Here is a 21,665-nt window from a genome sequence, read left to right on the forward strand (position 1 = left end):
GGCGCGCTCAGCGTACAGAACACAGTCATCCGGAGACAAACGCATGTCAGTCAAACATCCGATCATCGCGGTGACCGGCTCGAGCGGCGCCGGCACCACCACCGTCATGAAGAGTTTCACGCATATCTTCAGACGCGAGCACATCAATGCGCAGATCGTCGAAGGCGACGCGTTCCATCGCTACGACCGCAACGGCATGCGCGCGGCGATGCAGGAGCGCGAACGCGACGGTGTGCCGAATTTCAGCCACTTCGGGCCGGAAGCGAATCTGCTCGAAGAACTCGAAACGCTGTTCACGCGCTACGGCGAAAACGGCAGCGGGCAGTTTCGCCACTACGTGCACGACGCGGGCGAAGCGCAACTGTACAAGCAGGACGGCGGCACCTTCACGCCGTGGGAGGAGGTCGCGCCCAATACCGACCTGATGTTCTACGAAGGGCTGCATGGCGCGGCGGTGACCGAGAAGGTCGATATCGCGCGGCATGCGGATCTGCTGATCGGCGTCGTGCCGATCATCAACCTCGAATGGATCCAGAAGCTGCACCGCGATCAGACGATGCGCGGCTACACGCACGAAGCGGTGGTCGACACGATCCTGCGGCGCATGCCCGACTACGTGAACTACATCTGCCCGCAGTTCTCGCGCACGCATGTGAACTTCCAGCGCGTGCCGACCGTGGACACGTCGAATCCGTTTACCGCCCGCGAGATTCCGCAACCGGACGAGAGCTTCGTCGTGATCCGCTTCGCGCGGCCGAAGGGTATCGACTTCCAGTATCTGCTGACGATGCTGCACGACTCGTTCATGTCGCGCCCGAACGTGATCGTCGTGCCGGGCGGCAAGATGGGACTCGCGATGCAGCTGATCTTCACGCCGATGATCCTGCAACTGATCGACCGACGCTCGCGCGCCTGAGCGGTACCGGACGGATACCGAGGTTCATTTCGCAAGGAGAGATTCGATGAGTGCAGTCGCGCAACCGCTTGACGCACCCGCCACGCGCTCGATGGCCGACGCGCTGCGCATGCTCGCGCTCGACGAAGCGCGGCGCGGACCGCGCGCGTTGAGCCCGCCGCTCGCCAAGATTTCATTTCATTTCGAGGAGCACGCAATGGCCTTCATCACCCTGCGGCAACTGCTGGATCACGCGGCCGAACATGACTACGGCGTGCCCGCGTTCAACGTCAACAACATGGAGCAGATTCACGCGATCATGCGCGCGGCCGAGGCCACCGCTAGCCCGGTGATCCTGCAGGCGTCGGCCGGCGCGCGCAAGTACGCCGGCGAGCCGTATCTGCGCCATCTGGTGCTCGCCGCGCTCGAAGCGCACCCGGACATTCCGCTCGTGCTGCATCAGGATCACGGCGCGAGCCCCGCGGTGTGTCAGCAGGCGATCCGCTCGGGCTTCACGTCGGTGATGATGGACGGCTCGCTGCTGCCCGATCAGAAAACCCCCGCCGCGTACGACTACAACGTCGAGGTGAGCCGGCGCGTGGTGGACGCCGCGCATGCGGTCGGCGTGTCGGTGGAAGGCGAACTCGGCTGTCTCGGTTCGCTCGAAACCGGCACGGCAGGCGAAGAAGACGGCGTCGGCGCACAAGGCAAGCTCACACGCGAGCACCTGCTGACCGATCCGGACGAAGCGCGGCGCTTTGTCGACGCGACCGGCGTCGATGCGCTCGCGATCGCGATCGGCACGTCGCACGGCGCGTACAAGTTCAGCCGCGAGCCGACCGGCGACATCCTCGCGATCGACCGGATCGCCGATATCCATGCGCGCATTCCGAACACGCATCTGGTGATGCACGGTTCGTCGTCGGTGCCGCAGGAATGGCTCGCGGTGATCCGCGAATATGGCGGCGAGATTCCGACCACCTACGGCGTGCCCGTCGACGAAATCCGCCGCGGTATCGCGAACGGCGTGCGCAAGGTCAACATCGACACCGACATCCGTCTCGCGATGAGCGGCGCGATGCGCAAGTCGCTCGCCAATGCGCGCGCGGAGTTCGATCCGCGCGCGGCATTGAAGGCCGCCACCGCCGCGGCGAGCGCGATCTGCGTCGAGCGATTCGAGGCGTTCGGTTGCGCGGGTCAGGCGGCGCGCATCAAGCCGCTGCCGCTCGACACGATGGCGAGCCGCTACCACTAACGCCACTGGACGGAGAACGCAATGCGCGAATTCCTGATTGCTCCGTCGCTGCTGTCGGCGGATTTTGCCCGGCTCGCCGACGAGATTCGCGACGTGACGGCGGCCGGCGCGGACTGGATTCATCTGGACGTGATGGACAACCACTACGTGCCGAACCTGACGGTCGGCCCACTCGTGTGCTCGGCGATCCGGCCGTACACGACGCTGCCGTTCGACGTGCATCTGATGACCACGCCCGTCGATCCGCTGGTGCCGGCGTTTGCCGAGGCCGGCGCGAACCTGATCAGTTTTCATCCGGAGGCGACGCTGCACGTGCATCGGACCATCGACCTGATCCGCTCGCACGGTGCGCGCGCGGGGCTGGCGCTGAATCCGGCCACGCCGCTCGCGGCGCTCGATCACGTGCTGGAGATGCTCGACGTCGTGCTGGTGATGTCGGTGAATCCGGGCTTCGGCGGCCAGGCATTCATCGCCGAAACGCTCGACAAGCTGCGGCTGCTGCGCGAGCGCGTCGACACGACGATGCAGCGCACCGGGCGGCTCTTGCTGATCGAAGTGGACGGCGGCGTGAAGGCGTCGAACATCGCGCGTGTCGCCACGGCGGGCGCGGACGTGTTCGTTGCCGGCTCGGCCGTGTTCGGTGCGGGCGATCGCGCGCAGGCGGTCCGCGGCATGCGCGGCGAACTGGCTACTGTCGACGAACCCGCGGGGGTGGCCGCCATGCAGTGATGGCGCTGCTGTTTCAGCGCTTTTTCATCGTCTCGCCCGGCGCGCACCATGCGCTGAGATCTTCTTCAGGCCGGTCGACCGCGCAGCCCCAGTCGAGCGGCTGGTCCTGATCGAAGCGCTTGCCGAGCCGCCATGCAATCTCGGCGCGCGCAAGCTGCACGCCCATATAGAACGCGTGGCCGCCGTCTGTTTCGAGGTTCAACTGCGGGTACAGCGCGAACGGATCGTCGCCGCGACGATGGCCGTCGCGGTTGTACACGTGAATGCCGTCGGCGCTGATCTGCACGCGGAAATTCGGGTCGCGCACGCCGCGCGCGAATTCGTCGATTTCTTCGGCGCTGTACGGAAACGGCCGTTTCGCGTGGACCGTCGCGAGTTCGGTGCTGATGCCCTTCGGCAGCACCTGAGCATCGCGCGCGGCATGCATCACGCGGCGCGCGACATCGGCTTCGCGCAACGCGCGCCGCGCATGCTGGCTCACCGACGTCGCCAGCACCGCGCCAACGCGCAATTCAGCCGCCATGCCGAGCAGCACCGCGTTGATGCCGCTCGTGTCGGCCTCGGTCAGTTCGGTCACGTTGCCGATGCCCATCATGATCGCGATGTCGGGATAGCGCTCGCGCAAACGCACATAGCGCGCAATCGACGCGGCCAGCCCGAACGGAATCGGATCCAGAATCGGATCGGCGAGAAACGCGCGGCCGCGCGCGGACAGCGCGTCGATCGCGGCGTCGAGCGAAGCGGGGTCGGCCGGTTCGCGCGCGACGAGGATCGGCGTCGACGGCACTTCGTCGGCGATCCATAGCGTGTCGAGGTTCAGGCTCATCAGATAGTCGGCGCCCGCGCGGCCGCCGCGCAGCAGTTCGTCGTTGCGCATCGAATCGACGCTGACGCGATAGCCTTCGGCCTTCAGCCGCCGCACCGCGTCTTCGAGAAGCGGAAACGGCGTGTCCGGCAGGCAGCCGATGTCGATCACGTCCGCGCCTTGGGCCGCATACTCGCGCGCCCTTGCCGCGATGCCGTCGAGGTCGAGGCGCGGCGCATCGACGATCTCCGCGAAAATCTCCGTGTCGTAGCGGCTCAGATCGAACGGCTTCGCCTTGCGGCCGAAAAACTGAGGCAAGTCCTTGACCTCCTCGGGACCGCGTTCGAACGGTACGCCGTAGTGCGCGCTCAGCGCGTCGAGATCGCCACGGCAGCGGCCCGGCACGATCACGCGCTGGGCGGCGAGCGGCGCGCTCACGCGGCGCTGGATCAGGTCGGCGGTCATCAACCCGGCCACTTGCAGGCCGATTTCGCGCACCTCCCAACTGAACGGCGTCGGCGCCATGCCGTCGAGCACGCGCCGCAGGCTCGGTTCGGCAAGCCGGCCGGTCAGGAAGAGGAGGTGGTCCATGCGAGGTCGAGGGTCGCGAGGCGTTGGGTGAGCGCCGCTTCGAGTTCGTCGAGCGAGCGCGCGAGCGTCGTGTATTCGAAGCGCGCCAGACGCTCGACGTTGTCGAGTTCGATCGCCCGTGGCCGCAGTTCGACCCATTCGTCCGGGCTATGCGTGATCACGCTCGGTTCGGTGTCGCACGCAAAGACGATGCCGGGGATGCATTGCTTGCCGGCCTGCGCGTACATATTGGTCGGCAGCGTATCCGAGATGCCGTAAGCACATTTGGCGACCGTGTTGCTGGTGGCGGGTGCGATCACGACCGTGTGATACACGCCGTGATACAGCATGCCGACCGGCACGCCGCTCGCGCTGTTGTCGCGCAGTACGCGAAAGTGTTCGCGCAGCTTGTCGAGCGACCAGCCATAGAGCGGCAGCACTTCCTCGGCCGCCGCGGACAGAAACAGATCGACGCGCGGCAAGCGCCGCGCGAGCGCGATCGATTCTTCGAGCATATGACCGGAGCCGGTCACGCACCACGCGAAGTGCGCATCCGGCTTGAAGTCGGCGAGATCGCGGGCGCCCTTGCGAGCAGACTCGCTAGGGGACCTGAGGGACGACCCGGTCATGTGTCGAGATCGAACGGCATGCCGTCGGCCGGCGAGCCTTCATGCGACAGCCGGATGTGCAGCCGGCGCATCTTGCGATACAGCGTATTGCGGCTGATGCCGAGCGCCTTCGCGACGTTGCTGACGTTCCAGCGGTGCTCGTCGAGCAGCGACAGCACCGTTTCGCGCTCGTTCAACTGGATCGCGTTCAGCGAAGAAATGTCCGCTTCGTCGGCGAGATGCCCGTCCATGTCCGCGTTCGCGAGGCGCAGCGCGATCGGCAGGTCGACCGCCGACGTGCGTTGCGTGACCTCGGGCGGCAGATGCTCGCAGCGGATCGGCTCGCCGTCGGACAGCGCGATGGCCATCTGCAACACGTGACGCAGCTGACGGATGTTGCCGGGCCACGCGTAGGTGAGCAGCGCGTGTTCGGCTTCCGGCGTCAGATCGGGCGGATCGTCGGTTTCGTTCGCGAGCAGATGATGGATCAGCGGCAGCTTGTCGACGCGCTCGCGCAGCGCCGGCAGATTCAGCTCGACACCCTTGAGCCGGTAGTACAGATCCTCGCGGAATTGCCCGCTTTGCACGAGTTCGAGCAGATTGCGGTGGCTCGCGCTGATCAGCTGGAAATTGACCTTGACGGTGGTCTCGGCGCCGAGCGGCGTGACCTCGTGTTCCTCGATCACGCGCAGCAGGCGTGCCTGCAACACGAGCGGCATGTCGCCGATCTCGTCGAGAAACAGCGTGCCGCCGTTGGCCTGCACGATCTTGCCGCGCCGTCCTTCGCGCTGCGCGCCGGTAAACGCGCCCGCGCGGTAGCCGAACAGCTCGCTCTCGATCAGGTTCTCCGGCAGCGACGCGCAGTTGACCGGCACGAACAGACCGTCGGCGTGCGGGCTGATGCTATGCAAGGCCTGCGCGAAGACTTCCTTGCCGGTGCCGGTCTGGCCGCGCAGCACGATCGGAATCTTGCGCTGGATCACTCGCGCGGCCAACTGGATCTGCGAGGCCATGCGCGGGTCGCCGAATTCGAGGTGCGCGATCTCGTCGAGCTTCGGCTCCGGCCGATGTTTGTCGTGCTTCTCGTGTTTTTCGGCGGCGTTGGCGCGCATGGCGGAGTCGGGGACGAGCACGCGCGTCACGCGCCCCGTGGCGTTTTGCGGCGTCTGCGCGACGAGGAAAAAGCGGTTCGTCGCGTTTGCGCTGTAGACGGTGACCGGATGGAACGAGCCGCGAATGCTGCGCGCGATCATGTCTTCGAGCGACGCGTTGAATGCTTCCTCGATGCGCCGGCCGCGCAGCTCGCTCAGCGAACGGAAGCCCAGCTGGAACAGCGCGCTGCGATTCGCGGCGAGCACGGTGCTGTCGTCGCCGACCGCGAGCTTGCCGCCGTGCAGCGTGCCGACGAATTCCGGGCGGCTGTGGAAATGGATCATGTTGGCGTGCCGGTAGCGCGCATCGAGCAGACGGTTTTCGATCATCTGCCGCGACATGCCGACCAGCACCAGCGAGTGCTGCTGCAGCAGCTTCGAGCGGCTCGTGACGTCGAGCACGCCGGCGATTTCGCCGCCGTCGTCGAAGATCGGCGCGGCCGAGCACGTCAGCGACGTATAGCGCGGATAGAAATGTTCGTGCTGACAGACGGCGATGCAGTCGCGCTCCGCGAGGCAGGTGCCCATGCCGTTGGTGCCGGCTTCGCGTTCGCTCCACAGCGCGCCGACGCGAAAGCCGTCGACGGCGACCGCCTCGGCGAACGGCACGGACGACACCTGATGCACGATCACGCCGCCAGAATCGACGAGCACGACCGCGAGCTCCGGATCGGCCAGTTGCTGATAGAGCGTCGTCATCTCGAGCTTCGAACACGCGATCAGATCGCCGAGCGCCTCACGGCGCGCGCTGAGTTCGTACTCGGTGAGCACCGGCGGCGGCACGAAACGCGCGGGGTCCAGCTGGAATTCGTTGATGCAGCGCGTCCACGACTGAGCTACGGGTTCGCTTGTCGGGCGCGTGGTCAACTGATGGTTGACCACGTTCAGAACTTCCCGGACGTGCGTACTGCTGTCAGCGAGCAACGACATGGGATTTGCCTCCGTTGCGTCATTTCGCAAGCGTGACTGCTTCGCACGCCGCGAATGCCGCTTTATCAAGCCTGCCTGCCCCTGGCGCGGCGCAATCTCGGTTCGCCTGCGCCCTCCCGACCGGCCCTATTACGAGGCGGGTGTTGAAAACTGTACGCCCGATGCAGGATTGGTTCAACAGAAAGTCACACTGGGTTTACCTCACTGTGCCCGGATTTTGCTTTTCTCGATGCGCGACGCGTTAAACGGGTTGCAGGTTGCATGCCTGTCGCAGCTTCGGCACAGAGTGTGCCGCGCGTCGTTCAGTTCTGCTGTTCTACTGTTGCATCGTTTCGCTCGTCATCACAGCCTGTTCAATCCTGGGCCGCGCCGCGGCGGAGATCAAATCATGGATCGTTTCGATACTATTCGCCTTGCCGCATTTTCCAGCCTCGGCGCCAATCCCGGCCCGCAAGTCGGCGCGTTGCCCGAGCGCCTGGACATCGTATTCATCGAGAATTTCATCGGCCAGACGGTCATCGGTATCGATAGCAGTGAGTTGCATGTTGCGCAACCGGTGCGTGTGAACCTGGCTATCGGCGTGCCAGCGATCCGCGCCTGCGCGACGGACCGGATCGAAGATACGGTCAACTACGCGGCCGTGCGCGGGGCGCTGCTCGATCTGTTCGCGTCGCATCGCGTGCGGCTGCTGGAGGCGCTTGCCGAGACGATCGCGCAACTGTTGATCGCCGACTTCGGCGCGCACTGGGTGCGCGTGTCGCTCGCGAAGCCGGCCAAGTTCGCCGACCTCGCGGCTGTCGGCGTGCAGATCGAGCGGCGTCGCGGCGATGGCTCGGCGGCGGCCGTGGGTCTCGCGCGGTACGCGTCGCTGGGCGAGGGGCTGGTGCCGAATTGAGGGGGGCGCCTAGCCGGGCACGGCGCGTTTCAGGCCGTGGTCATTTCGCCACGGTCGACGTCTTCTGCGGACCGAGTCCGCACGCCTGATATGCGCTGGTTTGCAGCGCGCGGAAGCGCCTGGTTTGCGCCTTGGCGTGGTCGACGCGGAATTCCGCGCCGCCTTCGCCGCCTAGCGTCGCGTACTTCGAGAAGGTCGACTGGTCGACGAATTCGTCGTAGGGCAACGACGCGGCCATCTTGTCGATCACGCACGAGCACTTGTAGACGTTCGCGAAATCGTGGCCGTTATCGTCCATGCAGCTGAGCACGTATTCGACGCGACCCTCGGTCGGATAGTTGTAGCCGCCCGCCCACGCGAGCGGCGCGGCGAGCAGGAGCGAGGTAAAGGCGAGAAGCGCGCGACATCTGTTGGTCATTGAATGCCTCTGCGAAAGCATTGAGCCTGCTTCGCGAACCGCTGCGCGAGATGCGTGCCTTGCGGCCGCGAGGCGACGGGATGCGCGAGGAGGCGGGGCCGGCAACGGCGCCGGGTCTCCTGCGCTTGCATGCGCCGTCAGTTCGGCGCGAACGGATGCGCGACGCTGCCCTTCTTCGCCAGCACTTCAGCCGCGCTCGGATCGCCGCTGACCGCGCGCTTGATGGCCTCGCGCGTCGCCTGATAGTTGAACTGCTGGATCTTCTTGTCGTCCTCGGCCTGCCAGTGAATGAACACGCCGACGCAGAGGAACAGATCGTCGGCTTCTTCCTGCGGGATCGTGCCGTCCTCGACACTGTCGGCCACCGCGAGCGCGACCGCGTGCTGCGCCGGGCCGAACATCTGCACGGCCTGCTTGGCGCCTTTGATCGTCACCTTGTTGAACAGGATCGTATTGGGCTTCGTGATGAGATTGGGCGCGACGACGGCGAGCAGCGACGTGAAGCCGTCCTTGTTGTTGGTGAGGGCGTTGCAGAACGCGGTTTCCGCAGCCGAACCTCGCGGTCCGATCAGCAAGTCGATGTGCGCGACCTCGTTGCCGTCGCCGACGAGCGACTCACCGATCATGACGCGGTTGATCTTGGCCATTCTGTTCCTCCAAAAGAGTAGGTATGGACCTGCTGACGAGGCGCCGCCCGCGATCGTCCGGATCAGCATCGCGAGAGCGGTGCGGGAATGCACGGCGGTACTAACTAACAGGTTCCGTGCCAGTTGTCGCTAAGGGCCTGCTGACGCGGCTGTTCGGGTCTTCTTCAGTCCAGACGATTCAGGGTTAACCGCGCCCTTCGATGCAGCGCGCAAGAAACAGCGTGGCCACCGCGAGGTCAGCGCTGGTGCCGGGATTGATCGCGCGTGCCTTCAATTCGGCGTCCCAAGCATCGAGTTGCGGATCGCTTGCCGAGCGGCGCGCGGCGGATCGCGCTTTGCGCCAGCGCGCGCGCTGTTCGCGTGCCACGAGCGTGACACTCTGCGCCAGCGCGAGGCCGTGCTTGCGCACAATGTGAGAGTCGGGCCAGCCGCCGAGGAACGTGAGAAACACGTTGAGCATCGCGATTTCGCCTGGATCGGCGGGCGCGGGTTCGGGCGTTGGTCTCGAGGCTTCGAAGTAGGCTTCGAAGTAAGCGGCGAGGCCGGTGTCGAACAGGTCGGCGAAACCGTTCGCGTATTGCCGCGCGATGCTGTCGCGTTCGCTGGCAAGCCGCATCGCGTCGCGCAGGCCGATCGTCGGCGGTGCGCGGACCGATTGCTCGGGCGCGTCGCCGAGGCCGCCGGGATTGGCGAGCGCGATCGCGCGGTAAGCAAGCCGAGCGTCTTCGACGTCGAGCCGGCTCAGCTCGTCGCCGACGGCCGCGCGCCACGCTTGCGCCGACACCGGCGGTTCGCCGGTTTCGTCGAGGGCCGCGGCGAGCGGCGCGACCAGCAGCACGATGCCGAGATTCGTATTGCAGCCGACGGCCTCGCGCGTGCGCGTGACCGCGTCGAGAATGCGCTGTCCGACGCGCTCGCCGCGCGCGAATAGCGCGTCGAGCGACGCGTCCGCGCTGGCGAGGAACTGGGCCGCGTGCATGCCGTGGCCGGGGCTTTGGGTGCTGACGTTGCCGGGTTTCGGCGTGGTGACGTCGAGCGCGCAGGCATCGAGGAAGGCCGCGCGCGCGTGCTCGACGGGAATCGCATGAGTGTCGGGCATCGCGCTCAAGCCCGGCGCTGCGGAGACTGCTCGGGCAATCCGGCGCTAGCGGCTTGCTCGGCCAGCCTGCGATCGAGCAGATCGTCGACGAGCGCCGCCGCGACATCGAGCGGCACGACCGACTGCAAACCGCGCCACGCGGCCACGCCGTTGACTTCGAGCACGAGGGGCAGCGCGGCGTCGTCGGCATTCGGGATCAGGTCCACGCCCGCGTAGTCGAGCCCGAGCGCGGCGGTTGCGCGCACTGCCGTCTGTGCGAGCGGGACCGTGAGTTCGGCGGGCTCGCAGCGCGCGCCTTGCGCGACGTTGTGAATCCAGCCCTTGCCGCCGCTGCGCCGCATCGCCGCGACCGCCTTGCCGCCGATCACGAGCACGCGCCAGTCGAAACCCGGCCGGCCACCCGCGACGAAGCGCTGCAGATAAGCGACCTGCCGATAACGCGCGAGCGACGGCAATGGCGCGAGCAGCCCGCCGCGCGCGCCGAGCCGTTTGAGCCCGTGACCCTGCGAGCCGAACAGCGGCTTGAGCACGACCTGACGGCCGGCGGCCGCTTCGCGCATCAGTACGCGTTGCGCGAACGCGGCGGATTCGCCGGCCCAGGTGGCCGGTGTCGGCACGCCCGCGCGATGCAGCAGGAAGCTCGTCATCGACTTGTCGACGCTGCGCTCGATCGCGCGCGCGTCGTTGTACACCGGCACGCCCGATTCACGCAGCGCGTGCAGGATGCCGAGCCGCAGCGTCACCTGCTCGAAGCTGCCGCCGGCGATGCCGCGTACGAACACCGCGTCCGGCAGCGTGCGGCCGAAGCCCGGGATCGCGAGGCCGTGCGGCAGCCACGTGGTGTCGATGCGGCAATCCGCGAGATCGACGCAACGCGCTTCCGCGCCGCGCGCGCGGAACGCCTTTTTCAGCCGGCCGGTGTGCCAGCCGGTCTCGTCGGTCATGATCGCGATGCGCACGCCTGATGTGACCATCATCGCGCGACGGACTCGCCGCCCCACTGTTTGCGCAGCAGGCCGCCGTCGAGCCGGCCGCCATGATAGGTCGTGCCGCTTTCGAGGCTGCTGACCCACACCTCGGCGGGCGCGAACAGCGCGGGATCGATCTGATAGAAGTCGAAGTTGACGGCCGTGAAGACGTCCGCGAACGGCCGGCCGTAGTCGCGCGAATTGGCGGAGGGGAGGGTGTCGGCGAGACGTTGCGCGATCTCGTCGTGCTGGACGCTCAGGTGCACGCGGCCGCCGTACAGGATCGCGTCGTTGGTGCGGCCCATCGCCTGAATGCCGTCGGGCGCGGGCGGCGGCAGCGGCGCCGAGCCCGTCCCCGCGACGATCTCATCGAGCGGTACGCCGAGCACGTGCACCTTGTGCAGCGCAACTTCGACCACGCGGGCGACGACCTGTACCGTTCCCGCGACAGAGTGTGTCGGCGTGACGATCAGCGTCAGGTGTTCGGGCGCGAGGCCGCAATCGTGCAGCACCTTGTCGATCACGACCTGCGGCGGCAGGCGGTCCACTTCGAGCACCAGCGCGCCGCGCTCGTGGCGGTCGCGATAGCCGAGTTCGTCGAATAGCGGCTCCTTGACCGCGAGCGCGCGCGCGGGCCCCGAGCCGAGCGAAAAGAATTTCTTGCCACCGGTCTGCTCCCTGGTCGCCGACAGGCTCCAGCCCGCGTACTGGCTGCCGAGACAGGCGAGCACCGGCGACGACGTGCTGACCTCGAGCATCGTCGGCCACAGCGGCGCGGCGTCGAAGTTCGCGCGTACCGCGACGCGGCCGAGACCGCCCATGCAGATGCGCGCGATCAGCACGCCGGCGTCGAGGCCGCCGCGCGCGTCGACGCCGGCGTCGGCGATCACGGTGCCATCGCGCGTGCGCGTCAGTGCGACGCCGAGCTGTGCCGCTTGATCGACGAGCCGTGCTACGAGGCGCTCTGAAAGCGCGTTCACGCTCGGCAACGCGGCGGGCGCGGAAGTCTCAGCTGTGGGCGTGGAGGCAGGCATGGTCGGGTTCATCGCAGGTTTCGATTCGTTGGACGACGCGTTCGTGCTGCGCGTCGAGCGCGGTGAGCACCGCGTCCACCGATGCCGCTCGCGCCTGCAGCGTGCAGACCGGCTGCCCTGCGTCGATGCGGGTGCCCGGCATCGGTACGTCGCGGCATTGCGGATCGCGCAGGCAGGCGTCGGAGAACGCGGCCGAGACGCTGAACGGCCGCTGCGCGAACAGCACGCGCTGACCGGCACGCCAGCGCGGCGCGCGGGCGAGCGCGAGGCTCGCGGCCGACGGCGCGCGGCCGTGGCGGCACGCGTCGAGGTGGCAGGCGAGCAGGCCGGCCGGCCATGCATCGGGCGACGCGGTTTCGTAGAGCGCCATCGTCGACGAAGGGCGCGGGTTGATTTCGAGCACGTCGAACGAGGTGCCGTCCGACAGGAAGTCGCAGCTGTTGATGCCGACGAGGCCGGTGTTTGCGCACAGCGCGTCGAGCGCTTGCTGCACGTGCGCGATGAACGCTGGCGGCAAGTCGATCGGCCCGATCGAGCCCGCATGCACGAAGCGCAGATCGCCGATCGCGCAGGTGAATTGCTCGGCGAAACCGATCAGATGCGCGCTGCCGTGCGCGCCGATGAAAAGCGCCGACAGCGAGCGGCCTTGGCCAATGCGCTGGAAGTAGCCGTGCGCGGAGTCGGTCGTTAAATGGAACGAGTCGGCCGTCTCGATATGCGTACCGCCACAACCATCCGCCTGCTTGAACAGCCAGCCCTCGGCTGTCGCGGGCCGCTCGAACGACACAGCCGGATGCGCAATCCGCAACGCGTCGAGCAGCGCGAAAAAACGCCGCGGCTCGCGCACGGCCGCGATCGCCTCGGCAGCGTTGCCGAGAAAGCGCGGCAAGCCGGATTCGCGGCACAACTGAGGCATCAAAGCTTCGAGCCCGCTGCCGCCGATCCAGCCAAGCAAACCCGGCAAGCGCGCGACACGCGCAAGCGCATCGACGAGCCGCGCCCGGTCGATCCCGAGCGCGCCATCACCACGGCCGATGTCGAACCATAGCTCGGCGGCCTCGCGCGTGTCGCGGTCGCCGAAGATATCGAGCGCGGCGACATGCAGGCCGGCGCGCGCCGCGGACTGCGCGAGCAAGCGCGCGGACTGCCCGACGACCGCGACCAACGGCGCATGCATGAGCGGGCGGTGCGACTTCATGACGACCGCGCTCAGCCGAGACCGGCCGCGACCGCGCGGGCCTCGTCGTAGGCTTCCGGAGAAGCCCAGGTAGACCGGCTTACCACCCGTGCGCATGCGCACGAAGAGGCGATGCTCGACCTGATATTTGACGTTGCCGATCGCCAGCGCGCCGATGCCGACCGCGCCCGCGTTCGGCACGCCGTCGATCGGCTTGCCGTCGTTCATCACGTTCACGCCGGCGATCCCTTCGGGCGGCACCGCGTTGACGTCGGCGGCGACGAGCAGGCGCTTCGCATGCACGAGGTCGTCCCTGCCGACCACCTGCGCGCCCGCGGCGGCGGTGGCGAGCACGATTTCCGCGTCGGCGAGCGCGCCGCGCAGTTCGTCGGGCGTGGTGGCGCTGATGCCGTTCGTGAAGATGCCGAAGCGCTCGTTGACTTCGGCCGAGGCTCCGAGCGCGCGATTGCGGTCGTGGTGGCTCGCGATCGTCACGTCGGCGCCGCGCGACGCGGCGATCGCCGCCGCGATGCGCCCGACCGCGCCCGTTCCGCCGAGAATCAGCACGCGCTTGCCGCCCAGCTCCACGCCGTGCTGTTTGCCCAGATGCCGCTCGACCAGCGCGACGAGCGCGGCCGCGGTCGTGTACGAACCGCTCGGATCGGCGAACACCGAGACCTCGAACGGCGGGACCATCGCGCGGCGCGCGGTGTCGAGCATGTCGGCGGCCTGCATCACGTCCCGTCCGCCGATGAAGATGCCGGTGCGCGACACCCCTTTCGGGCCGCGCGAGAAGATCGCGTCCTGCGTCAGATTCGCGACCATGCCCGCTTCGACGTTGCAATACGGCACGATGACCTGATAGCCGGCGTCGGCGGCCATGTTGACGTCGAACGGACTCATCTGCGGCGTGGCCGTGAACATGTGCAGGATGTAGGGCCTTTCAAGGGTTTCTGACATGGCAGGGGCTCGTTTTAGTGGCAATCTCGGGGACGGGGCGCAAGGCAAGGCCGCGCCGCGCGTGGCAGCGCCTTATGTAAGCGGCGGCCTGAGAGGTGCAGCGCATCATGCGGCGTCGATGTGCGGCGCGCGCGCCTCGGCGCCGCTGATCGCCGCGCCGCTGTTGCGGCCCGCGACGACGCTGCATTCGATATGCGGCAGCGCGCTCGCGACGGCGCGCGCGGTCGCGAGCGCGCGGTCGGCCTCGCGCGCGCTCGCGAGCACCGCGAAGCCAGTCGGGCCCCACGAGGTCTGGCCGATGCCGGCGGTGCGTTCGGCGGCGACCGCGCGCAGTACGTGCTCGACGTCGGGACTCGCGAACACGCCGCCTTGCGCGCTCGCGAAATATTCGCCGATGGTCTGCTGCAGCTCGGTGAGGCCGTGCGCGAACGGCGCGAAGTTATGTTCGGCGGCGCCGGGCAGGATCTGCATCAGCACCAGGTGGCACAGATGCGCGGCGAGCCGCTGCGGAAACGGCGCGAGCGATGCGAGCGCGCTGCGTTCCTCGGTACCATGCAAGCCCTCGCGGCTGTTGTCGCTGACGAGCAGCACGCGCCACGGCTGCGGAAACGGCTGGCGCGACAGCAGCGGCGGCATGCTCTGGCGCAGATCGCCGGGCGGGCCGCCATCGAGCAGCAGGCCGCCGCACTCGAAGCCGAGTATGCCGATGCCGGAGCGGGCGCCGCGCCCGAGCAGACTGGCGAGCTCGGCGCTCCTCGCCGGCAGGCCGACGAGGCGCGCGAACGCGGTGCCGACCGCCAGCGCCAGCTGCGTGCCGGAGCCGAGGCCGGTGTGCGCGCGTGGCGCCTCCAGCACGTCGATCGCGAGTGTCGCCGGTCCATAGGCGGCCTGCAGCCGCGCGAGACTCAGCGCGATGCGCTCGCGCTCGGCCTCGCTGACCACGCCGCCGATCTGCTCGCGTTCGGCGAGCCGCGCTTCGATCCGCGTGCCGTGCGTATCGATGACGAGCCCCAGGCTGCCGAACGCACGCCCGAGCGACGCGTTCGGATCGAGAAAGCCCAGATGCAGCCGCGCGGGCGCATCGATCGTGATGGGGGCGCGTGGCGGCAGGCGGCGGAGCTGAAGCGGCATCTCGAGTGTCCTCAGGTGTCCTTGCGGGTGCGCAAGACCGGGTTCGGCCGCGGGGCGTCCGCAACGCGTCGCGGGTTCCAGCGATAGTGCGCCCGGCGACGTCAAGCGAAAGCCGTACCAGGCACGCGCAACGGCCGCCGCCGCGAGTTCGGCCCACTGGAACCGCTAAACGGGCACGCCGCGCCCCACGCGGTTTCGCCGCCGCATGGACGCTGTGTGACGCCGAAGGCGCACTGTGTCACGCGCTGTTTCATCCGGCGACAGGAACGCGTGTCAACTGCCTTGCGCGGGTTTGGGCGCGTCGTACTTGATATAGCGGAAGCGCTGATCGTCGGCGGGCGTGCCTTCGAGCGGACCGTCCTCGAGGCCGGGCTGCCAGTGGACCACCGATTCGATCTTCGTCGCGAGCGCGAAGTCCTTGTCGGTGATGCCCTTGGCGCTGTGCGTCTTCAGCTTCACGGTCACGAATGCGTACGAGACCGTCAGATCGGGGTGGTGCCAGGCGGCTTCCGCGAGGTGGCCGACGGTGTTGACCACCATCAGCGTTCCCTTCCAGCCCTCGGTGCGGTATTTGCGCCGCAGCCAGCCATCTTCCAGATACCAGTGCTGCAGCGGACCGACGAGGCGCTGCTGGATCTCTTCGTCGGTATAGACGTGCTCGGTGTTTGCCATGGCTGTTGCTCCTCGAATGCGCGAATCGATCGCCGAACGAAGCATCGTTGCAAGTGACAGGCCCGTGCCGCGGCATGTGATTCGCAAAGGACACGATTCGTATCACGCAAGTGACACAGTATGTGCCGCATCGCGTGACGCAGGCCCTTCAGCTTACCGCCATGCAAGCATCGGCGTGCAACGCCCGAGTGCCACGACACCTCGCGCGTGCCGAGTCGCCGGGCCAGCGCAGCCAATAGCGGCAAACGTTGCCGCTATTCCGGCATGGAATGTGCGTCGGCCGTTCATGCGTCGCGAAGCCCGACATCGAATCGGGATAGCGCGTTAATCGTTACCTGCACTCGAGAAGGCGCGCACGATGCGATGAGGTAGCGTGGGTCATTCGTGAGTTGAACAGCAGGACAATTCTGGAGGAGACATGAACTTACGCACTGTAGTTCTTGGGCTCGCGATCCTCGCATCCGCAGCCTTTGGCTCTCTGGCTGCGCAGGCCGATTCGCAGCTCGACGCGCTGATGAAAAATCCAGCCAACTGGGCGGCCCAGGCGGGCGATTATGCGAATCACCGCTACAGCCCGCTCAAGCAGATCAACGAGAACAACGTCGGCAAACTGCAGGTCGCATGGACCATGTCGACCGGGGTGCTACGCGGCCATGAAGGCTCGCCGCTCGTGATCGGCGACACGATGTATGTCCACTCCCCGTTTCCGAACAAGGTCTTTGCGGTCAATCTGAAGGATCAGACGTTCCTCTGGCAGTATCAGCCGAAACAGGATGAACAGGTCGTCTCCGTGATGTGCTGCGACACCGTCAATCGCGGTCTCGCGTACGGCGACGGCAAGATCTTCCTGCAGCAGGCCGACACCAAGCTCGTCGCGCTGAACGCGAAGACGGGCGACGTGGTGTGGACCGCGCAGAACGGCAATCCGAAAGCCGGCGAAACCAACACCAACGCGCCGCACGTATTCGGCGACAAGGTGCTGACCGGGATCTCGGGCGGCGAGTTCGGCGTGCGCGGTCGTCTGATCGCGTACGACATCAAGACCGGCAAACCGGCCTGGACCGCGTACAGCACGGGCTCCGACAACGATATGCTGCTCGACCCGCAAAAGACGATGACGTACTCGAACGGCCAGATGGTGCCGGTGGGCGCGGATTCGTCGCTGAAGTCATGGAAGGGCGATCAGTGGAAGCTCGGCGGCGGCACCACGTGGGGCTGGTATGCGTGGGATCCGAAACTCAACCTTGTGTACTACGGTACCGGCAATCCGGGCACATGGAACCCGACGCAACGTCCGGGCGACAACAAATGGTCGATGTCGATCTTCGCGCGCGACCTGAATACCGGCATGGCCAAATGGGTCTACCAGATGACGCCGCACGACGAATGGGACTATGACGGCGTCAACGAAATGATCCTGTCCGATCTGACGATCAACGGCAAGCAGGTGCCCGCGATCGTGCACTTCGACCGGAACGGCTTCGGCTATACGCTCAATCGCGTAACCGGACAGCTGCTGGTCGCGCAGAAGTACGACCCGGCGGTGAACTGGGCCGACCGTGTCGACCTGCAAAGCGGCCTGCCGATTCGCAACGCGGCGTACTCGACGCAGGCGGCCGGCTCCGATCACAACGTGAAGGGCATCTGCCCGGCGGCACTCGGTTCGAAGGACCAGCAACCGGCGGCATACGATCCGAACTCGCACCTGTTCCTCGTGCCGACCAACCACGTCTGTATGGACTACGAGCCGTTCGATGTCGACTACGTGTCGGGACAGCCGTATGTCGGCGCCACGCTGTCGATGTATCCGGGCCCGAACGAGGGCAACGCGATGGGCAACTTCATCGCGTGGGATGCGAGCAAGGGCAAGATCGTCTACTCGAAGCCGGAGAGGTTCTCGGTGTGGTCGGGTGTGCTGGCGACCGGGGGCGGCATCGCGTTCTACGGCACGCTGGAAGGCTACCTGAAGGCGGTGCGCATCAAGGACGGCAAGGAACTGTGGCGCTTCAAGACGCCGTCGGGAATCATCGGCAACGTCTTCACGTATGAGTATCAGGGCAAGCAGTACGTCGGCGTGTATTCGGGCATCGGCGGCTGGGCCGGCATCGGCATGGCGGCAGGTCTGGAGAAGCCGACCGAAGGTCTGGGTGCGGTCGGCGGCTACAAAGATCTCGCGAAGTACACCGCGCTCGGCGGCACGCTGTTCGTGTTCGCGATTCCTGGCGAAAAGAGCTGAACGAACGGCTGAAATGAAAGGCTGAACCAGCGGGGCGGCTTGAACAGGCACGGCCGCCCCGTCAGCCTCGCGCAAGCATTGACTCACCCCCGGATCGCGCCCGTTGGTGGATGCGTCGATGAAACGCGTCGGGGCGCGGCTTATTCCCAGATGGAGACATGTGCATGAAAGGCCGATCTATCCTGTTGCTCACGGTGTTGCCCGCAGCGCTCGTCGTGCTGCCCGTCGGATACGCGCAGAACAATCCTTCGATTGCGCAGGTCGCGTACAAGGTGGTCGACGGCACCAAGGTGGACAGTAATACGCTGCTGGGCTGGAAGACGTGGCGCGCGCTCGCCTGCGAACGCTGCCACGGCGCGCAGCAGCAGGGCATGGTCGGGCCGTCGCTGATCGACGCGTTCAAGACGCTGGACAAGACCGAGTTTCATCGCACGGTGTTCGGCGGCCGGGTGGACAAGGGCATGCCCGATTTCAGCACGAGCCAGATGATGCAGAAGAACTGGGAAAACCTCTACGCGTACCTGAAAGGGCGCTCGGATGGACAGATCAAGCCGGGCGATCTGAAGGCCATCGACGCCAAATAACGCCGTGCCGTCATTCTTCCGGAGGCTCACGATGCGTGATAAGAGAAGCATGTCCGTGCATGTCAGCGTGATCGCGGCCGCGTTGTGCGGCGCGGCGCTCGCGAGCGCCGCGGTCCGGGCGGACGGCCCCGCGCTGCCGAACAACGACGGCGCGGATGGCGTGCTCAGGGTGTGCGCGGACCCGAACAACATGCCGTTGTCGAACGACAAGGGCGAGGGCTACGAGAACCGCATCGCGGCCCAGATGGCGAGCGACTTCGGCTACAAGCTTGAATACACGTACTTTCCACAGCGCATGGGCTTCGTGCGTCACACGCTGCGCGAGAAGGAGGACGGCAGCGAGCGCTATCGGTGCGACCTGATCATCGGCGTGCCGAAGGGCTATGACATGACGTCGACGACGCAGCCGTATCTGCGCTCGACCTACGCAATGGTGCTGCCGAACCGCCCCGAGTTCGCGAGCATCAAGACGCCCGACGACCTGCTGAAGCTGCCGCCCGATCAACTGCACAAGCTGCGCTTCGGCATCTTTTCGCAAACCCCCGCGGTGGACTGGCTGCTCGGCCACAACCTGATCGACCAGGCGGTGTCGTACCAGGTGCAAAGCGGCGATCCGGCCGTGTACCCGGGCCAGATGATCGAACACGACCTGCGCGCGGGCAACGTCGACGTGGTGTTCCTGTGGGGGCCGATCGCCGGCTACTTCGCGAAGCGCGCCGGTGATTCGGTCAGACTCGTGCCGTTCCCGCCGGGGCCGGGCATCCGCTTCGACTACACGATTTCGATGGGCGTGCGCTACGGCGAGAAGGACTGGAAGGACAAGGTGGATCAATGGATCGGCGCGAATCACGACAAGATCGACAGCATCCTCGCGACCTACCAGGTGCCGATGCTCAAACCGGTCGACGCGCCGGTGGGCAAGCCTGGCGACGCGTCGCAATGACGCGCGCGGGCGGCGCCTGGCTGCGCGCGGCACGCGCCGCGCTGATGGGGACGCTGTGCGTGCTGTGCCTCGCGCCAGCCGCCTCGCGTGCGGCGAGTCCGGCGTCGGCGCCGGGCGGCGACGAGATCACGCCGGCCGAGCGGCTGATTTTTCTGACCGATCATCTGCATGGCGTCGCCGCGCAGACCGAACTCGACTACGCGCTGATCGATTCCGGGCAACCGTCTCGCAGCGCCGATGTCGTCAAGGTGCTGGTGCTGAGCGAGAACAACGCGAAAGGCGACGCACAGGTGTCCGACCATAGCGGCAGCGTGAACCTGCCGATCGGCGGCCTGCAGTGCAATCCGGCAATCATTTATTTTCTCGAACACGACATCGCGGAGATGCAGGGTCTCACCGGCGGGCAGCGCCGCTATTTCCAGCAGCGTCTGCGTCTCGCGCTCGCCGCGGGGCCGCAGATCGAGAGCGTGCCGAGCGAGGTCGGCGGCAAGCCGGTCAGCGCGCGGCGCATCGTCGTGCAGCCTTATCTTAACGATCCGAACGCGGAGCGCTTCGCACAATACACGGGCAAGCGCTACACGTTCCTGCTCGCCGACGGCGTGCCGGGCCAGGTCGTGCAGATCCGCACCGACGTGCCGGGCCCCAACAACGACTTTGCGCATCCGGCGCATACGGAGTCGTTGAGCTTTCAATCGGCACTGAACAAGTTGCCCTCGGGCAAGGCGCCGGCGAAACCGTCATCGAATGCGCCGCGAGCGAGTCGCTGAATCAAATGCAGAACGCGAGTTTCGCGACGAACCGGGTCAAGCTGAATTTCGTTCGCACGCTGACCCTGCGGCAGTTGCAGATTTTCGTCGTCGCGAGCCGCTATACGAGTTTCGCGCGCGCGGCCGAGGAGCTGCATCTGACGCAGCCGGCGGTGTCGATGCAGATTCATCAGCTCGAAGAGGCGGTCGGCCTGCGGCTGTTCGAGCGCATCGCGCGCAAGCTCACGCTGACCGAAGCGGGCGAGGTGCTGACCCATCACGCGAGCCGCATTCTCGGCGAAATCAAGGACACCGAAGACGCGATGATGTCGCTGAAGCAGGCCGACAGCGGCTCGATCAACGTGGGCATCGTCAGTTCGGCGACCTACTTCGCGCCGAAGCTGCTGGCGATGTACTCGCATCTATACCCGAAGGTCGACGTGCACTTCTCGGTCGGCAATCGCGACGCGTTGCTGCGTCTGTTGCAGGACAACGCGATCGATCTCGCGATCATGGGCCGCCCGCCGCCCGAACTCGATACGACGGCCGAGCCGCTCGCGAGTCATCCTCAGGTGGTGATCGCGCCGCTCGATCATCCGCTGTGCGGCGCGCGCCGCTTCGATCTGCAGGAGTTGCGCCGCGACACCTTCCTGCTGCGCGAGCCGGGCTCGGGTACGCGCATGGCCGCCGAGGCGATGTTCCGGCAGCATCTGTTCACACCCGCGAAAACCATCACGCTCGGCAGCAACGAAACGATCAAGCAGGCGGTGATGGCGGGCATGGGCGTGAGTCTGATCTCGCTGCATACGTTGCAGCTGGAGTTGCGCACCGGCGAGATCGCGCTGCTCGACGTGAACGGCACGCCGATCGAACGCGCGTGGCAGGTCGTGCATCTGCGCACGAAGCAGCTTTCGCCGACCAGCATGATGTTCCGGCAGTTTCTGCTCGAGCATGCGGCTGTGCATCTGGAGCAGGAATATGCGCAGTTTGCAGGGGTGTTTGGGAAACCGCCGGTCGGCGCGCAGCGGTAGCGTCATGCGCGCGTTGCGCGACTGCGCTCGTCCGCTTGCTGGTGAACGACGCGTCCCAGCCAGCGTCGATGGCACAGTCTGTACCCGGCTGTCGTGACAGGCTGCCAACTTTTCGCATTCGATTTAACTCCTGGGTCCCGTGCGCACGATCGGCATAAACCATGCTTGAACGGAAGGCTGG

General features: G+C 66.5%; 20 protein-coding genes and 1 pseudogene. 9 read left to right on the plus strand and 12 right to left on the minus strand.

Features of this window, described 5'->3' with window-relative positions; translation table 11 throughout:
- Window positions 1-43: 43 nt before the first annotated feature.
- The 3 genes from OKW38_RS33855 to rpe all read left to right on the plus strand — a co-directional run bounded on the left by OKW38_RS33855 (window position 44) and on the right by rpe (window position 2,879).
- Window positions 44-916: a phosphoribulokinase gene (locus tag OKW38_RS33855; protein WP_090809070.1), complete on the plus strand. Its 873-nt coding sequence runs from the start codon at window positions 44-46 to the stop codon at window positions 914-916.
- A 196-nt stretch (window positions 917-1,112) separates the two neighbouring features.
- On the plus strand, window positions 1,113-2,150 hold the full coding sequence (gene fba / locus OKW38_RS33860; RefSeq protein ID WP_429352393.1) for a class II fructose-bisphosphate aldolase: 1,038 nt from the start codon (window positions 1,113-1,115) through the stop codon (window positions 2,148-2,150).
- A gap of 21 nt (window positions 2,151-2,171) precedes the next feature.
- Window positions 2,172-2,879: a ribulose-phosphate 3-epimerase gene (gene rpe / locus OKW38_RS33865; RefSeq protein WP_429365062.1), complete on the plus strand. Its 708-nt coding sequence runs from the start codon at window positions 2,172-2,174 to the stop codon at window positions 2,877-2,879.
- A gap of 13 nt (window positions 2,880-2,892) precedes the next feature.
- Here rpe and OKW38_RS33870 read toward each other — a convergent pair whose 3' ends face one another.
- From OKW38_RS33870 to OKW38_RS33880, 3 genes are read right to left on the minus strand one after another with little or no spacing between them, the layout of a single operon-like run.
- Complete coding sequence (locus OKW38_RS33870; RefSeq protein ID WP_429365063.1) at window positions 2,893-4,275, minus strand: DUF6513 domain-containing protein; 1,383 nt, start codon at window positions 4,273-4,275, stop codon at window positions 2,893-2,895.
- Window positions 4,254-4,883 (minus strand): flavoprotein, encoded by a 630-nt coding sequence (locus OKW38_RS33875; RefSeq protein WP_429292271.1) that lies wholly within the window; start codon window positions 4,881-4,883, stop codon window positions 4,254-4,256. Before OKW38_RS33875 ends, OKW38_RS33870 begins: the two co-directional genes overlap by 22 nt.
- Window positions 4,880-6,943 carry a sigma-54-dependent Fis family transcriptional regulator gene (locus tag OKW38_RS33880; RefSeq protein WP_429365064.1) on the minus strand — a complete coding sequence of 688 codons (2,064 nt, stop codon included), beginning with the start codon at window positions 6,941-6,943 and terminating at the stop codon, window positions 4,880-4,882. The genes OKW38_RS33875 and OKW38_RS33880 overlap by 4 nt, the downstream gene beginning before the upstream one ends.
- A 388-nt stretch (window positions 6,944-7,331) precedes the next feature.
- On the opposite strand from OKW38_RS33880, the gene OKW38_RS33885 reads away from it, so the two are divergent.
- On the plus strand, window positions 7,332-7,838 hold the full coding sequence (locus OKW38_RS33885; protein WP_429365065.1) for a dihydroneopterin aldolase: 507 nt from the start codon (window positions 7,332-7,334) through the stop codon (window positions 7,836-7,838).
- Window positions 7,839-7,878: 40 nt separating this feature from the next.
- On the opposite strand, the gene OKW38_RS33890 is transcribed toward OKW38_RS33885, so the two are convergent.
- The 9 genes and pseudogenes from OKW38_RS33890 to OKW38_RS33930 all read right to left on the minus strand — a co-directional run bounded on the left by OKW38_RS33890 (window position 7,879) and on the right by OKW38_RS33930 (window position 15,944).
- Window positions 7,879-8,256 (minus strand): hypothetical protein, encoded by a 378-nt coding sequence (locus tag OKW38_RS33890; protein ID WP_184064719.1) that lies wholly within the window; start codon window positions 8,254-8,256, stop codon window positions 7,879-7,881.
- A gap of 137 nt (window positions 8,257-8,393) precedes the next feature.
- Entirely contained in the window at window positions 8,394-8,903 is a 510-nt protein-coding gene (gene fae, locus OKW38_RS33895) for a formaldehyde-activating enzyme (RefSeq protein ID WP_090809086.1), read from the minus strand.
- A 184-nt stretch (window positions 8,904-9,087) separates the two neighbouring features.
- Window positions 9,088-10,002, minus strand: a complete 915-nt coding sequence (locus OKW38_RS33900) for a triphosphoribosyl-dephospho-CoA synthase (protein ID WP_429365066.1) — start codon at window positions 10,000-10,002, stop codon at window positions 9,088-9,090.
- A 5-nt stretch (window positions 10,003-10,007) separates the two neighbouring features.
- The gene (locus OKW38_RS33905) at window positions 10,008-10,979 is read right to left on the minus strand and encodes an ATP-grasp domain-containing protein (protein WP_429365067.1); all 972 of its coding nucleotides are present in this window, start codon (window positions 10,977-10,979) and stop codon (window positions 10,008-10,010) included.
- A complete protein-coding gene (mch, locus tag OKW38_RS33910) occupies window positions 10,976-12,016 on the minus strand; it encodes a methenyltetrahydromethanopterin cyclohydrolase (protein ID WP_429334323.1) in 1,041 nt (346 codons plus the stop codon). Before mch ends, OKW38_RS33905 begins: the two co-directional genes overlap by 4 nt.
- Window positions 11,979-13,202 (minus strand): ATP-grasp domain-containing protein, encoded by a 1,224-nt coding sequence (locus OKW38_RS33915; RefSeq protein WP_429365068.1) that lies wholly within the window; start codon window positions 13,200-13,202, stop codon window positions 11,979-11,981. Before OKW38_RS33915 ends, mch begins: the two co-directional genes overlap by 38 nt.
- A gap of 11 nt (window positions 13,203-13,213) precedes the next feature.
- Window positions 13,214-14,141, minus strand: a pseudogene (locus OKW38_RS33920) (NAD(P)-dependent methylenetetrahydromethanopterin dehydrogenase).
- 105 nt (window positions 14,142-14,246) lie between these two features.
- A complete protein-coding gene (locus OKW38_RS33925; protein WP_429365069.1) occupies window positions 14,247-15,272 on the minus strand; it encodes a beta-ribofuranosylaminobenzene 5'-phosphate synthase family protein in 1,026 nt (341 codons plus the stop codon).
- Between the two features lie 273 nt (window positions 15,273-15,545).
- Complete coding sequence (locus tag OKW38_RS33930; protein WP_090809095.1) at window positions 15,546-15,944, minus strand: 4a-hydroxytetrahydrobiopterin dehydratase; 399 nt, start codon at window positions 15,942-15,944, stop codon at window positions 15,546-15,548.
- Window positions 15,945-16,362: 418 nt separating this feature from the next.
- Here OKW38_RS33930 and OKW38_RS33935 point away from each other — a divergent pair, with 418 nt between their 5' ends.
- The 5 genes from OKW38_RS33935 to OKW38_RS33955 all read left to right on the plus strand — a co-directional run bounded on the left by OKW38_RS33935 (window position 16,363) and on the right by OKW38_RS33955 (window position 21,484).
- A complete protein-coding gene (locus OKW38_RS33935) occupies window positions 16,363-18,180 on the plus strand; it encodes a methanol/ethanol family PQQ-dependent dehydrogenase (protein ID WP_090809097.1) in 1,818 nt (605 codons plus the stop codon).
- A 164-nt stretch (window positions 18,181-18,344) separates the two neighbouring features.
- Complete coding sequence (locus OKW38_RS33940; RefSeq protein ID WP_090810412.1) at window positions 18,345-18,764, plus strand: c-type cytochrome; 420 nt, start codon at window positions 18,345-18,347, stop codon at window positions 18,762-18,764.
- A 31-nt stretch (window positions 18,765-18,795) separates the two neighbouring features.
- Window positions 18,796-19,707 (plus strand): substrate-binding domain-containing protein, encoded by a 912-nt coding sequence (locus OKW38_RS33945; protein WP_429365070.1) that lies wholly within the window; start codon window positions 18,796-18,798, stop codon window positions 19,705-19,707.
- The gene (locus OKW38_RS33950; RefSeq protein ID WP_429365071.1) at window positions 19,704-20,474 is read left to right on the plus strand and encodes a hypothetical protein; all 771 of its coding nucleotides are present in this window, start codon (window positions 19,704-19,706) and stop codon (window positions 20,472-20,474) included. The genes OKW38_RS33945 and OKW38_RS33950 overlap by 4 nt, the downstream gene beginning before the upstream one ends.
- A gap of 5 nt (window positions 20,475-20,479) precedes the next feature.
- A complete protein-coding gene (locus OKW38_RS33955; protein WP_429365072.1) occupies window positions 20,480-21,484 on the plus strand; it encodes a LysR family transcriptional regulator in 1,005 nt (334 codons plus the stop codon).
- The last annotated feature ends 181 nt before the right edge of the window (window positions 21,485-21,665 follow it).

Origin of the sequence: Paraburkholderia sp. MM5496-R1, from assembly GCF_050436205.1 — a bacterium.
In the GTDB taxonomy this organism is placed as follows: Bacteria; Pseudomonadota; Gammaproteobacteria; order Burkholderiales; family Burkholderiaceae; genus Paraburkholderia; species Paraburkholderia tuberum.